This window comes from Bacillus sp. JS (assembly GCF_000259365.1).
GTDB classification, from domain to species: Bacteria; Bacillota; Bacilli; order Bacillales; family Bacillaceae; genus Bacillus; species Bacillus stercoris.
On record NC_017743.1, the window covers coordinates 1,422,913 to 1,435,513 of the forward strand.

The 12,601-nt window shown below is 45.3% G+C and carries 14 protein-coding genes, 1 pseudogene and 2 riboswitches; of the genes and pseudogenes, 11 read left to right on the forward strand and 4 right to left on the reverse strand.

Translation table 11 applies throughout. The annotated features are described in order from the left end of the window. Positions 1 to 39: 39 nt before the first annotated feature. Positions 40 to 252 (reverse strand): annotated as a pseudogene (locus MY9_RS07235) (hypothetical protein). A gap of 108 nt (positions 253 to 360) precedes the next feature. On the opposite strand from MY9_RS07235, the gene MY9_RS07240 reads away from it, so the two are divergent. From MY9_RS07240 to MY9_RS07280, 9 genes are all read left to right on the forward strand, one after another. Beyond that, positions 361 to 1,092, forward strand: a complete 732-nt coding sequence (locus MY9_RS07240; protein WP_014663691.1) for a DUF421 domain-containing protein — start codon at positions 361 to 363, stop codon at positions 1,090 to 1,092. Positions 1,093 to 1,183: 91 nt separating this feature from the next. After that, positions 1,184 to 1,711, forward strand: coding sequence for a DinB family protein (locus MY9_RS07245; RefSeq protein ID WP_014663692.1), 528 nt, complete (start codon positions 1,184 to 1,186; stop codon positions 1,709 to 1,711). After that, positions 1,701 to 2,216, forward strand: a complete 516-nt coding sequence (locus tag MY9_RS07250; RefSeq protein ID WP_014663693.1) for a GNAT family N-acetyltransferase — start codon at positions 1,701 to 1,703, stop codon at positions 2,214 to 2,216. Before MY9_RS07245 ends, MY9_RS07250 begins: the two co-directional genes overlap by 11 nt. A 32-nt stretch (positions 2,217 to 2,248) precedes the next feature. After that, positions 2,249 to 2,360, forward strand: a riboswitch (guanidine-I (ykkC/yxkD leader). 77 nt (positions 2,361 to 2,437) lie between these two features. Continuing rightward, complete coding sequence (gene ykkC / locus MY9_RS07255; protein ID WP_014663694.1) at positions 2,438 to 2,776, forward strand: multidrug efflux SMR transporter subunit YkkC; 339 nt, start codon at positions 2,438 to 2,440, stop codon at positions 2,774 to 2,776. Then, positions 2,776 to 3,093: a multidrug efflux SMR transporter subunit YkkD gene (ykkD, locus tag MY9_RS07260; RefSeq protein WP_014476583.1), complete on the forward strand. Its 318-nt coding sequence runs from the start codon at positions 2,776 to 2,778 to the stop codon at positions 3,091 to 3,093. The genes ykkC and ykkD overlap by 1 nt, the downstream gene beginning before the upstream one ends. 70 nt (positions 3,094 to 3,163) lie before the next feature. Further along, complete coding sequence (gene purU / locus MY9_RS07265) at positions 3,164 to 4,066, forward strand: formyltetrahydrofolate deformylase (protein ID WP_014663695.1); 903 nt, start codon at positions 3,164 to 3,166, stop codon at positions 4,064 to 4,066. 350 nt (positions 4,067 to 4,416) lie between these two features. Further along, a complete protein-coding gene (gene proB / locus MY9_RS07270; RefSeq protein ID WP_014663696.1) occupies positions 4,417 to 5,514 on the forward strand; it encodes a glutamate 5-kinase in 1,098 nt (365 codons plus the stop codon). 11 nt (positions 5,515 to 5,525) lie between these two features. Beyond that, on the forward strand, positions 5,526 to 6,773 hold the full coding sequence (gene proA, locus MY9_RS07275) for a glutamate-5-semialdehyde dehydrogenase (RefSeq protein WP_014663697.1): 1,248 nt from the start codon (positions 5,526 to 5,528) through the stop codon (positions 6,771 to 6,773). A 128-nt stretch (positions 6,774 to 6,901) separates the two neighbouring features. Further along, positions 6,902 to 7,327, forward strand: coding sequence for an organic hydroperoxide resistance protein (locus MY9_RS07280; RefSeq protein ID WP_014663698.1), 426 nt, complete (start codon positions 6,902 to 6,904; stop codon positions 7,325 to 7,327). Between the two features lie 40 nt (positions 7,328 to 7,367). Here MY9_RS07280 and ohrR read toward each other — a convergent pair whose 3' ends face one another. Further along, positions 7,368 to 7,802, reverse strand: coding sequence for an organic hydroperoxide resistance transcriptional regulator OhrR (gene ohrR / locus MY9_RS07285; protein ID WP_014663699.1), 435 nt, complete (start codon positions 7,800 to 7,802; stop codon positions 7,368 to 7,370). 142 nt (positions 7,803 to 7,944) lie between these two features. Between ohrR and MY9_RS07290 the strand changes: the two genes are divergently transcribed. Beyond that, on the forward strand, positions 7,945 to 8,355 hold the full coding sequence (locus MY9_RS07290; protein WP_014663700.1) for an organic hydroperoxide resistance protein: 411 nt from the start codon (positions 7,945 to 7,947) through the stop codon (positions 8,353 to 8,355). A gap of 319 nt (positions 8,356 to 8,674) precedes the next feature. Here the strand turns inward: MY9_RS07290 and MY9_RS07295 are convergent, their stop codons facing one another. Then, on the reverse strand, positions 8,675 to 9,145 hold the full coding sequence (locus MY9_RS07295) for a nucleoside deaminase (RefSeq protein ID WP_014663702.1): 471 nt from the start codon (positions 9,143 to 9,145) through the stop codon (positions 8,675 to 8,677). Between the two features lie 134 nt (positions 9,146 to 9,279). Here MY9_RS07295 and MY9_RS07300 point away from each other — a divergent pair, with 134 nt between their 5' ends. Then, on the forward strand, positions 9,280 to 9,906 hold the full coding sequence (locus MY9_RS07300) for a histidine phosphatase family protein (protein WP_017695093.1): 627 nt from the start codon (positions 9,280 to 9,282) through the stop codon (positions 9,904 to 9,906). A gap of 38 nt (positions 9,907 to 9,944) precedes the next feature. On the opposite strand, the gene metE is transcribed toward MY9_RS07300, so the two are convergent. Then, entirely contained in the window at positions 9,945 to 12,233 is a 2,289-nt protein-coding gene (metE, locus tag MY9_RS07305; RefSeq protein WP_014663704.1) for a 5-methyltetrahydropteroyltriglutamate--homocysteine S-methyltransferase, read from the reverse strand. Between the two features lie 127 nt (positions 12,234 to 12,360). Continuing rightward, positions 12,361 to 12,516, reverse strand: a riboswitch (SAM riboswitch). Positions 12,517 to 12,601: the final 85 nt, after the last annotated feature.

Genomic DNA, 12,601 nt, shown 5'->3' on the forward strand with positions numbered 1-12,601 from the left:
GTTTTTTATTGAGAGAGAAGAAGGCGGACAAGCGCCGGTTTACATCCGGACAATCACTGACCCGCCGCCGTTTGTGCATACACGGTTTTGCATTGTTCTCAGCCTTCATTGTTTACCTCAATCGCTCTGCTGCTCCATCCTTAGCTCTAAACCGACCAGCCTGTCAAGTGTTTGCTGTTGCTGATAGCTCGCGGGCTGGGGAGCCGATGGCAGATCGCAGGGCCAATGTGAATTCGTCTTCTGATATTTCATATTGCGCCTCCAATCGGTGTCACTTTCTATTGGACAAAAGGCATGCATAGAGGGTCTGCCACGGGGCACAATAGGCTCAATATGATCAGCGGATGGAGGTAAAGATCGGTGTTATGGATGGTATGGGTATTTTTACTGAAGCCAGTTATCGTATTTTCGATTGCATATATTTTGTTTCGGCTTGCCGGTAAAAAAGCTGTGTCACAAATGAACAATTTTGATCTGCTTTTGACCTTCGCAATCGGAACCATCATCAGTGAGCCGATCCTAACATCCAAGCTGCCGATGTCAATTTATTATGCGGGCGCTTTTTTGGTGCTTTATCTAATAATGAGCAAGCTCTCATTATCTAATAAATGGCGATGGCTCCTGGTCGTGAGCCCAACTGTCTTGATCCGAAACGGGGATATTGATGAACGCGGCCTCCGTAAAGAAAGGCTGACTATTAATGAACTGCTCGGAAAGCTGAGGGAAAAGGGCTATGCCGATCCGGCTGACATTGATCTTGCCATCATTGAAGAAACGGGAGAAGTAAGCGTTATTCCAAAAGAGGAAGCGAGAGCGGTGCAGGTGCGGGATTTGAATATGAAAGCTGAACGGAATTTTATCCCGATTCCGCTCATACTGGACGGCGAAATCCTTGATCATAATTTGAAATATCTCCAAAAAAACCGATCCTGGCTGTTTGAGAAGCTTGAGGAAAAAGGGTACAGCCCGAAACTGCTGTCTTCAATCACCCTTGGCACGATGAATGCGCGCGGCGATATATCCCTTGATTTAAATACCTCGAATGAACCCCAGCATGATCCTTATTTATATAAACCGGGAAATAACAACTAAGATGGCTCTCTATTATAATGAGAGCTTTTTTCTTTTTTAAAGGGAATTTTTGTTTGGTGTCAAATGTACCTAGTTAGGAGGGGAGCTGAACATGAAGGACTTATTCATAAGAAACGATATGGCACCAACGGTCAGTCTGCTATATTCCGCAGTGGAAGAAAACAGTCTCCGTCTGGCTTCTATTGTAAGCCACATGACGCACAGTGAACTTTACTATAAGGGGCGCTGCCAAACAAAAAACAGCACGGCTCAGCTTTTGCACCATATCGCAAATGTTGATATCAGATGGGTCTGGCGGATCAAGGGGAATCGGATACCGAATCATATTGAACAGGCATACGGCCCGATGACAGATCAAAACGGACAGCTGCCTGAACCGAAGAATCAACCCGGATTAGATGAACTCCTGAAAAGACATCAGCATGTGGTAAACGAGCTGAAATCGGTTTGTTACACCTTAACTGAAAATGATTTGCATCAGCCGCTTTCTTACGATGGTGACACCGCGACCATACGGTGGGGCATTTGGCATATGGCAGATCATAGCCGCTATCATCAAGCACATATTGAAGCCCTCAAAAAAGAATGGAAGCAGGATGTGGCGAAATATGAGCACTAAAACGAAGCTTGTAACCGATCGAATTCGTTTGCGCTGTATGGAAGATCGGGATCAAGCCTATTTGTTTGAACTTTTTAACGATCCTGACGTCATGAAATATTACTCCGGTTTAAAAGATAAGAGGCAAACCCGCGAGTGGATCAATTGGAACAAACGAAATGAAAAAGGGTACGGCATCAGTCTGTGGGTCGCCGAAGATAAGCGGACAGGGGATTTTTTGGGACAATGCGGCATCGTACCACAGCAGATCGAAAATCAAACAGTAATGGAAATTGGCTATATGTTTGCCCGCCGCCACTGGGGGAACGGCTATGCGCAAGAAGCGGCTCGGGCCTGTCTGGACTATGGCTTTAACGAGCGGCAGTTCGGCAAAATGGCAGCTTTGATTGATCCGGGTAACAAAGCGTCCATACGGGTAGCGGAGAAAATCGGCATGCATTACAGCAAAACGATCAGAAAATGGAATAAACCGATCGCTGTTTATGAAAGAAAATCTTACAATTGAAAGATAGAGCTGAGTTTAGTATCATGATATCATGTAAAGTTTTCTAGGGTTCCGCATGTCAATGGACATGGACTGGTCCGAGAGAAAACACATACGCGTAAATAGAAGCGCGTATGCACACGGAGGGAAAAAAGCCCGGGAGAGTCAAGCTCATTATGAGTCGACTGTCCGGGGTTTTTTTGTTTTCGGAGAATCTTAATAGATAGAAAGGAATGACTCAAATGAAATGGGGATTGGTCGTGCTTGCCGCTGTTTTCGAGGTTGTTTGGGTGATAGGCTTAAAGCACGCTGACTCAGCCTTAACATGGAGCGGCACTGCCATCGGCATCATATTCAGCTTTTATCTTCTAATAAAAGCAACTCATAGTCTGCCTGTCGGTACCGTATACGCCGTCTTTACCGGACTCGGCACAGCGGGAACGGTACTTAGTGAAATTATTCTGTTTCATGAACCAATTGGGTGGCCGAAGCTATTGTTAATTGGCGTGCTCTTAATCGGTGTCATCGGATTGAAGCTTGTGACACAGGATGAGACAGAGGAAAAAGGAGGAGGGGCATAATGCTGCACTGGATCAGTTTACTGTGCGCGGGCTGTTTAGAAATGGCCGGCGTGGCCCTTATGAATCAATATGCGAAGGAAAAAAGCGTGAAATGGGTGCTGTTGATCATTGTTGGTTTTGCCGCTTCATTTTCCTTGCTGTCGTACGCAATGGAAACCATTCCGATGGGAACGGCTTACGCGGTCTGGACAGGGATTGGCACCGCCGGCGGGGCGCTTGTCGGCATCCTCTTTTACAAGGAGCAAAAAGACGCCAAACGGATTTTCTTTATCGCGTTGATTTTATGCTCAGCGGTTGGTTTAAAAATTTTGTCATAAATTGATTTTTATCAAATCTTCAGTATAATGGATAAATAGTTTAGACTTACAAAGATAAGAGGGATTATTCATGAAATCATATATGACTCAGCGGATGGACGATTACCGTGACGGAAATGAGGATAAAGGACGCCTTTTGGTCAGCTGTCCCGATCAGCCGGGGATCGTCTCCGCGGTTTCCGCGTTTTTATTTGAACACGGCGCTAATATTATAGAATCAAATCAATATACGACAGACCCTGAAGGCGGGCGGTTCTTCCTGAGAATCGAATTCGACTGTGCGGGCATTCGTGAGAAAAAAGAATCCCTTCAAGCGGCGTTTGCCTCTGTTGCGGAAAAATTCGACATGACCTGGAGCTTAACATTGGCAAGCGAGCTGAAGCGCGTCGCCATCTTTGTTTCGAAGGAGCTTCACTGCCTGCATGAGCTGATTTGGGAATGGCAAACCGGCAACCTTATGGCGGAGATCGCTGTTGTCATCAGTAACCATGAGGAAGCGAGAGAGCTGGTTGAGCGCCTGAACATTCCATTCCACTATATGAAAGCGAACAAAGACATCAGAGCGGAAGTCGAAAAGAAGCAGCTTGAACTGCTGGAGCAGTACGATATTGATGTAATCGTGCTCGCACGCTATATGCAGATTCTAACTCCTGATTTTGTTTCGGCTCATCCGAATCGCATCATCAATATCCACCACTCATTCCTGCCTGCTTTTATCGGTGCGAATCCGTACAAACGGGCCTACGAGCGCGGCGTGAAACTGATCGGTGCGACATCTCACTATGTGACAAACGATCTTGATGAAGGGCCGATCATTGAACAGGATATTGAGCGCGTAGACCACCGCGATAATGCGGAAGCGTTGAAAAACATCGGAAGAACAATTGAGCGCAGCGTGCTTGCCCGTGCTGTGAAATGGCATTTGGAAGACCGCGTCATCGTTCATGAAAATAAAACAATCGTCTTTAACTAGACCGCAAAATGCCCGCGCAATGCGGGCTATTTTTGATCACAAAAAACCTTGACAAGTGTCTCTTTTCTTTGCATAATATAAAAAAATCATTGAGCGTTGAAGAGGATTAGTAAGCAGACCTTTCTGTGACAGAGAGCAAAATGACCCGCTGAAACATTTTGCCGCATGAAACCTGCCGAACCTGCCTTGGAGTCTTAGGGGGAAAACCTAGGCGCATAACCTGGCGTTACAGGAGAGCGGAGCGTGCACAAGCGCGTTCAATCAAGGTGGTACCACGGAAACCCATTTCGTCCTTATGAATCAGGATGAAATGGGTTTTTTTATTGTAGAAGAGCCGCGGAGGAGAATAAATGAAAAAACAAAGAATAGTAGTGAAAATAGGAAGCAGTTCGCTCACGAATAGCAAAGGGAGCATTGATGAGGCAAAAATCAGAGAGCATGTTCAAGCCATTTCCGTGTTGAAAAAAGCGGGGCATGAAATGATCCTGATTACCTCGGGAGCCGTAGCGGCGGGGTTTTCAAGCCTCGGTTATCCGTCCCGCCCCGTTACCATCAAAGGAAAACAGGCGGCAGCCGCGGTCGGACAAACACTGTTAATGCAGCAATATATGAATCAATTTAAACAATACTCATTGACTCCGGGACAAATCCTTTTAACGAGAAATGATTTTTCGAAAAGAGAACGGTATCGAAACGCGTATGCTACGATAATGGAATTATTAGAACGGGGCGTCATTCCGATTATCAACGAGAACGATTCTACATCTGTTGAAGAATTGACTTTCGGAGATAATGATATGCTTTCTGCATTAGTCAGCGGATTGATTCACGCAGACCAGCTTATGATTCTCACCGACATCAACGGACTGTATGATGCCAATCCGAATGAAAATCCTGAGGCGAAACGATTTGATTATTTGCCGGAGATCACACCTGAAATGCTTGGATATGCAGGTTCAGCCGGATCAAAGGTCGGCACCGGCGGAATGAAATCAAAGCTGTTAGCCGCACAAACCGCGCTGTCTCTGGGAGTGAAAGTGTTCATTGGAACAGGCAGCGGGGCGCAAAAACTTGCGGACATTTTAGACGGGAGGGGAGACGGCACTTATATCGGAGACAAAGAACTGTCTTCGGTTAACAACACGAGGCAGTGGATTCAGTTCCACTCTCCGATATCTGGAGAAATCATCATTGATGCGGGTGCCGAAGAGGCGATGATCCATAACGGAAGCAGTCTGCTGCCCGCTGGCGTTGTGGGCGTTAACGGAAGTTTTCCGAAAGGGGCGGTTGTGGAAGTCAGGGGACCGGGCGGCGTGATCGGCAAAGGCCAAACTCATTACTCCTCCGAGGAGATTATGGAGGCTAAAGGCAAACGAAGTGACGAACTTGATTTTGAGAAAACGTTTGAGGTTATTCATAGGAATGACTGGGTCAATGTAAAAGACTAGGAGGCGGAAAAATGAGTGAAGTTTCTGTAAAAGCGAAGCAGGCGAAAGAAGCAGCAGCCGAAATGATCATGAAAACAACAGTCGAGAAGGATGAGGCGCTCAGTCTCATTGCAAACGGACTCCGTAAAGAACTGGATTTTCTCTTGGCGGAGAATGCAAAAGACATTGAGAACGGAAAAGAGAATGGTTTAACACCGGACATCATTGACCGTCTCACGCTGGATGAGAAACGTATACGCGATATCGCGGACGCGGTGGAGCTCTTAATCGACTTAGCGGACCCGGTCGGCGACTCTCTTGAAACGATTGAAAAAGAAAACGGCCTGTTTATTGAAAAAATCCGTGTGCCGCTTGGTGTCGTAGGAATGATTTATGAGGCGAGGCCAAACGTCACAGTTGATGCGGCTACCCTTTGCCTGAAGACAGGGAACGCGGTTGTTCTGCGGGGGAGCTCCTCAGCCATCCACAGCAACAAAGCGCTTGTCAGTGTCATTCACAGAGCACTTGAGCAATCAGCGCTTCCGATTCACGCTGTGCAGCTGATTGAGGATACGAGCAGAGAGACAGCAAAAGAGCTCTTTACGTTAAATGATGGCTTAGACGTATTGATTCCGCGCGGAGGCAAGAAACTGATTGATCTCGTTGTAAGAGAATCAACAGTTCCTGTATTAGAAACGGGAGCTGGAAACTGCCATATATTCATCGACGAAACGGCTAAACCGCAAATGGCAGAAAAGGTTGTCGTAAATGCCAAAACGCAGCGGCCTTCCGTATGCAACGCGATTGAATCATTGCTGATTCACAAGGCATGGGCAAGACAGCACGGGAAAGAATTGCTGGCCCAGCTGGAAAACGCGGGAGTTGAAATTCGCGGTGATGAACTTGTATGTGAACTTCACCCTTCAAGCAAACAAGCATCAAAAGAAGATTGGGAAACTGAATTTTTAGCGCCTGTCCTCAGCGTAAAGACGGTTGAGAACGTCCAAGAAGCTGTGAAGCATATCCAACAATACGGCACCAATCATTCTGAAGCGATATTAACTGAAAATGACAAAAACGCGGCTTATTTTCAAACGGCTGTCGATGCTGCCGCTGTCTATCATAACGCGTCAACCCGTTTTACTGATGGCTTTGAATTCGGCTATGGAGCCGAAATTGGCATCAGCACGCAAAAGCTTCATGCAAGAGGGCCAATGGGGCTTCCTGCACTGACTTCTACTAAATACATCATTAAAGGAACTGGGCAAATCCGCGAATAGCGGGGAAATATTTGATACAGAAGCTTATCTCGTTACGGGATAAGCTTTTTTTATGCGGCAAAAAATTGACATTACAAAATGCATTGTGTACAATTTAATTGTACAAAAGATATTAGGGGGATAAAAAAATGAGTCAGCCATTATTTACAGCAACTGTTTCAGCGGTAGGAGGAAGAGAAGGAAAGGTCATTTCATCAGACCGCGTTCTTGAGCTTGATGTCGCAATGCCGGGAACACCAAGAGCAAAGAAATTAGAAAAAGCGACAAATCCAGAGCAGCTCTTTGCAGCGGGTTATGCAGCTTGCTTTGACAGTGCATTGCAGCTTGTCGCAAGAACAGAACGGGTAAAAGTAGAGACAGAGGTTACAGCGAATGTCAGCCTGTTAAAGGATGAAGCGGACCAGGGCTATAAGCTGGGTGTGACGCTGCAAGTAAAAGGAGAAGGAGTCAGTGCATCAGAATTGGAGGCGCTTGTGAAAAAAGCGCACGGCGTCTGCCCGTATTCAAAAGCAACCTCCGGAAATATTGAAGTGACGCTTGAAGTTGTTGAATAAATAAAAAGAGGATGCCCCGCACAGGGCATCCTCAATTTTTTTAATGAAGTGTTTCCAACAATGTATATAGAGCGGACTTTAACTGTTTGAGATCCTCTCCAGATAGCTTTGAGAGCCCTAGAATCGTCTCTGGAATGTCAACCGCTTTTTCTTTTAATAACGCCCCGTCCTCTGTCAGGCTGACCAACACGGATCGCTCATCCTCTTCAGATCTTTTTCTCGTAATCAAACCCTGTTGTTCCATTCGTTTAAGCATTGGAGTAAGTGTCCCTGAATCTAAATACAGCAGCTCGCCCATTTTTTTGACAGTAAGTGTTTCATGTTCCCATAACAAAAGCAAAGCCAAATATTGAGGGTATGTTACATTCAGCTTATCAAGCAGCGGCTTGTATTGCTTTGTCATTTCCCGCGAACTCGCATATAGCAAAAAACAAAGCTGATTCTCCAATTTCATATGATCAAATTTATTTTCCATTTTGTTCACCAACTCTTTTTGTCATTCGATTCTATTGTATCTGAAAAACTTCACTTTTCCTATTCTCGGCAAACATAGCATGTTTAAAAAGATCAGAAAGGGAAATATAACAACTAGATATAAATAAGGAGGCTGAATACAAATGGCATTATTTACAGCAAAAGTAACCGCGCGAGGCGGACGGGCAGGACATATTAAGTCAGATGACGGTGTTCTTGATTTTGATATTGTGATGCCAAACGCGAAAAAAGAAGGACAAACCGGCACCAATCCGGAACAGCTCTTTGCAGCAGGGTATGCTGCATGCTTCGGCGGCGCGCTCGAACATGTGGCCAAAGAGCAAAATATCGAAATTGATTCGGAGATTGAAGGGCAGGTCAGCCTCATGAAGGATGAGAGCGACGGCGGCTTTAAAATCGGTGTCACACTTGTTGTGAACACGAAAGATTTAGACCGGGAAAAGGCACAAGAGCTTGTCAACGCCGCTCATGAATTCTGCCCTTACTCCAAGGCAACCAGAGGAAATGTTGATGTGAAACTAGAATTAAAATAATAACCGGCATCCTGAGACTCTCAGGATGTTTTTTGTGTGGAAGCAAACATAGCGGGTGTGATCTTTTCGAGGTCTGAAACATGTCTTATAAATGGATTTAGACTTATACATGATGAATTGATGCGGAATGGAATAGGGGTGGGGCACAAATTATTGATAAAACGTCAGAGAAGCGGTCACAGCGTTTGAATAAGTTACAGGTGAAGCGGGCAGCTGGTGCGGTGTCTGCCGTGCTGAATTGGCGTATATGACTGCTGTTTTGGGTCATAGCGGCTACTTGAAGAAATAACACGAATCAGGCCGTGCATGCCTGATCCTTTTAATATTCTTTCTTGTTGGCAAGATCTCGCCATGCTTGAAACGGGGCTAAATGCTCTGTCAGAGTCACTTGATAAAAGGGAATTGTTCTTTCTTCAGCGGGTTTATCAATTTCTTCATAAATGAATGAATCATCAAACCCGGCTTCGGCGGCGTCTGTATGCTCCGCTGCATAGAAAACGGCTTTCGGCCGGGCCCAGTAGATGGCGCCCAAGCACATTGGGCATGGTTCACAGCTCGTATACAAAATGCAGTCATCAAGCTGGTATGCCCCTAACACCTTACAGGCGTTCCGAATAGCTGTAACTTCCGCGTGGGCAGTCGGATCATTGTTTGTTGTGACGTTGTTCTGGCCCTCTGCAATAATGGCTCCGTCTTTCACGATAACAGCTCCAAAAGGCCCGCCGATACCTGCATTCACCCCATCACGAGCAAGATCGACAGCCCGCTTTAAGAACTTTTTATGATTCATCCCAAACCCTCCTGTCAGTTGAGTGTTATAAGTATAGCCGAAAAAGGGGCAAAGAACATTCTCAAAAAAGTGCAAAATAAACAAAGTATTTGGGGGATTTGCTAAGATAAGAGGAGAAAAGAGGAGGGGTAATGATGCTGCATTTATATATTGCCAGGCACGGACAGACCCAATGGAACGTGGAAAAACGGATGCAGGGCTGGCTGGATTCTGATTTAACAGAACTTGGACTGTATAACGCCCGCGCTCTTGGGGAGCGTCTGAAGGATATTGAATTGAATCAGGTATACATCAGCCCGAGCAAGCGGACAGAAGAGACAGCAAAAACCGTACTGGGATCGCGGAGGCTCCCGCTGGTTAAAGATCATATGTTCAGAGAAATGTCACTGGGCTCATGGGAAGGGAAAAAACAAGAAGATATTGAAAGGGACGAACCAGATCTTTTTCATGCTTATTTTCATTATCCCGAAGCTTATCGCCAGCAGGGATGTGAAACGTTTTTTGACTTTGAAAACCGGGTAAGGCTGGCTCTCCAAACTATTTTAGACAGCCATTCTTCCGGTAGTGTTCTCTTGGTTACCCATTCTGTCTTTATATTAATGCTGTTAAATATCATAAAGGGAAGACGCGTTCATGACATATGGAATTCTGCTTACATACATGATACATCATTGAGCCTTGTGGAATTTGATGAAAATGGAACAGCCAAAATATTAATAGAAGGGGACGGGAAGCATCGGAAACCGATTTCCGCTTTCTAATAGAAAAAACCATCTGCCAAAGACAGATAGTTTCTATTTTATACTAGCTGTGTTTGCTGTGCTCTCGCCTGCTTTGCAGCTTCAACCATGTTTTTCAATGCGGCAACCGTTTCTTCCTGCTGTCTTGTTTTCAATCCGCAGTCCGGATTTACCCAGAAGCGGTCAGTCGGACAGACGGCAAGCGCCTCAACAATAATGTTGTACATTTCTTCAGTTGACGGCACACGAGGGCTGTGAATGTCATATACACCAAGGCCAAGCCCTTTCAAATACGGGTGGTCTTTTAAGTAATCTAAAAATCCTCCGTGGCTTCTGCTATGTTCGATTGTAATCACATCGGCATCAAGATCATTGATCGTATCAACGATATCTTCGAAGTTGCTGTAGCACATATGTGTATGAATCTGCGTCTCGTTTTTCACGGAAGAAGTGGTTAATCTGAATGCTTCTGCCGCCCAAGTCAAATACTCATCCCAATCGCGGGTTTTCAATGGAAGGCCTTCACGCAGCGCTGGTTCATCGACCTGAATGATTTGGATGCCTGCGTCTTCAAGCGCTTTAACTTCTTTGCGAAGCGCAAGCCCGATTTGGAAGGCGATTTCTTTTCTCGAAATGTCGTTTCGAGGGAAAGACCAGTTTAAGATTGTAACAGGTCCCGTCAGCATCCCTTTCACATGCTTGGAAGTCAATGACTGTGCATAGACTGTGTCTTTCACTGTCATCGGTTCAATAAACTCAACATCTCCGTAAATGACTGGCGGGCGTACACAGCGTGATCCGTATGATTGAACCCAAGCGTATTTAGTGAAGGCGAAACCGGCCAGCTTTTCACCGAAGTATTCGACCATGTCTGTCCGTTCAAATTCGCCGTGAACAAGGACATCAAGCTCTAATTCTTCTTGAATATCAATCCATCTTTTTGTTTCCGCATTGATAAAGTTTTGATACTGTTCATCGGACCACTCAGCTTTCCGCCATTTTTGGCGCGCGCTCCGCACTTCAGCAGACTGCGGGAAGCTGCCGATCGTTGTCGTCGGCAAAAGCGGAAGGCCGAGAGATTCATTTTGCAGGGCTAAACGTTCTTCAAACGGAATAGGACGCTTGAAGTCTTTATCAGTTAATTGCTCAAGCTCTTTCTTTTGTTCAGAATTGGCGCCTGTTGCAAACTGTTTAAGCGCCTGGATATCAGCCTTAGCCTGCTGAATCTCTTCGCTGATCGCCGCTTTTCCTGATACTAATCCCTCTTTCAAAGCTGTCAGCTCGGCCAGCTTTTCTTTTGCGTAGGATAATCCGTTCAATAGATCTGTTTCCAAGTGCTCATCGGGGTGTTTCGCTACTGGAACATGCAGCAGGCTGCTTGAAGGCTGAATCCACAGTTCATCAACTTTTGCAACGCTGAGAATATCAAGAACGGCATCGAGACGCTCTTCAAGATCTGCTTTCCAAATATTGCGTCCGTCGATAACGCCGGCTGCCAGCACTTTGTCTGTCGGAAAGCCATGTGTTTTGAGCTGCTCCAGGTTTCTACCTTTATCGTGAACGAAATCAAGGCCGATTCCCTGAACTGGGTAAGAGATCAGCTCTTCATAAGCATCAACAGAATCAAAATACGTCTGCAAAAGCACATTCAAGGATGAAAGCTCACTTGTAATGCTTTCAAATAATTCTTTTGCGCCGCGGACATCTTCGCTAGAAGCGGTAACGAGCGCCGGCTCATCAATTTGAACCCATTTTACGCCTTCTTCTTCAAGTTCTTTCAAAAGCTGTACATATAATGGCACAAGGCGTTTTTGGATCGCTTTTGCTTCAGACGGTTCATAGCCTTTAGCAAGCGTAACAAATGTATAAGGGCCGACAATCACAGGCTTTGTTTCAACACCGTATGCCTCTTTGATACGGCGATAATCTTCGAGCTGTTTATTTCGTGTCAGACGGAATTCAATGCTCTCGTCATATTCCGGAACGATGTAATGGTAATTTGTATTAAACCATTTTGTCATTTCACTGGATACAGCGTCTTTGATTCCGCGGGCGATAGCGAAGTATGTATCGGTAGCGTCAGTCAAATGTCTGAACCGTTTCGGGATCCAGTTGAAGCTGACGGCTGTGTCGAGTACATGGTCATACTGTGTGAAATCAGAAACAGGCACAACATCAATCTGCTGGTCAATTTGTGTTTTTACTGCGGATAAAAATAGTTCGTCAATTTGCTTCAAAAACGTATCTTTATCAGTACTGCCTTTCCAATACGCTTCAAGTGCTTTTTTCCATTCTCGGTTTAGTCCGATTCTGGGAAATCCTAAATTCGATGTTTTGATGGTTGTCATTGTTTCTCCTCCTTTATATGTAAAACACTCTCGTTAACCCGCGGATACAGGCTGCTAAGAGGTTTTCTCACAACAAAAAGCCTCTTTCCCATGAGAGAAAGAGGCTTTTCTACGTAAAACACTGCCTCTCTCATCTCTCAGATTCAATCTGATGGAATTAGCACCGTGCCTTATGAGACATCAGTCTCGGCGCGAAAAGCAGTGCGCCCCATTTCACAATGGTATTACGGTCGGTTGCTGTTGGGGTCAAAAGGCCAATCCCTCGCCCAACTCTCGATAAGAGAAAATGTTATTAATTTTTTGAAAAGTTGAATCATTTGTTGGTAATCTTAACAGTAATTCAAATTCATTGTCAACATAGAATTTGA

Excerpts from the sequence above, each read along its gene's own strand:
- MY9_RS07245 (WP_014663692.1), top strand. The coding sequence starts at position 1,184 with ATGAAGGACTTATTCATAAGAAACGATATGGCACCAACGGTCAGTCTG.
- MY9_RS07250 (WP_014663693.1), top strand. The coding sequence starts at position 1,701 with ATGAGCACTAAAACGAAGCTTGTAACCGATCGAATTCGTTTGCGCTGT.
- ykkC (WP_014663694.1), top strand. The coding sequence starts at position 2,438 with ATGAAATGGGGATTGGTCGTGCTTGCCGCTGTTTTCGAGGTTGTTTGG.
- ykkD (WP_014476583.1), top strand. The coding sequence starts at position 2,776 with ATGCTGCACTGGATCAGTTTACTGTGCGCGGGCTGTTTAGAAATGGCC.
- purU (WP_014663695.1), top strand. The coding sequence starts at position 3,164 with ATGAAATCATATATGACTCAGCGGATGGACGATTACCGTGACGGAAAT.
- proB (WP_014663696.1), top strand. The coding sequence starts at position 4,417 with ATGAAAAAACAAAGAATAGTAGTGAAAATAGGAAGCAGTTCGCTCACG.
- proA (WP_014663697.1), top strand. The coding sequence starts at position 5,526 with ATGAGTGAAGTTTCTGTAAAAGCGAAGCAGGCGAAAGAAGCAGCAGCC.
- MY9_RS07280 (WP_014663698.1), top strand. The coding sequence starts at position 6,902 with ATGAGTCAGCCATTATTTACAGCAACTGTTTCAGCGGTAGGAGGAAGA.
- ohrR (WP_014663699.1), bottom strand. The coding sequence starts at position 7,802 with ATGGAAAATAAATTTGATCATATGAAATTGGAGAATCAGCTTTGTTTT.
- MY9_RS07290 (WP_014663700.1), top strand. The coding sequence starts at position 7,945 with ATGGCATTATTTACAGCAAAAGTAACCGCGCGAGGCGGACGGGCAGGA.
- MY9_RS07295 (WP_014663702.1), bottom strand. The coding sequence starts at position 9,145 with ATGAATCATAAAAAGTTCTTAAAGCGGGCTGTCGATCTTGCTCGTGAT.
- MY9_RS07300 (WP_017695093.1), top strand. The coding sequence starts at position 9,280 with ATGCTGCATTTATATATTGCCAGGCACGGACAGACCCAATGGAACGTG.
- metE (WP_014663704.1), bottom strand. The coding sequence starts at position 12,233 with ATGACAACCATCAAAACATCGAATTTAGGATTTCCCAGAATCGGACTA.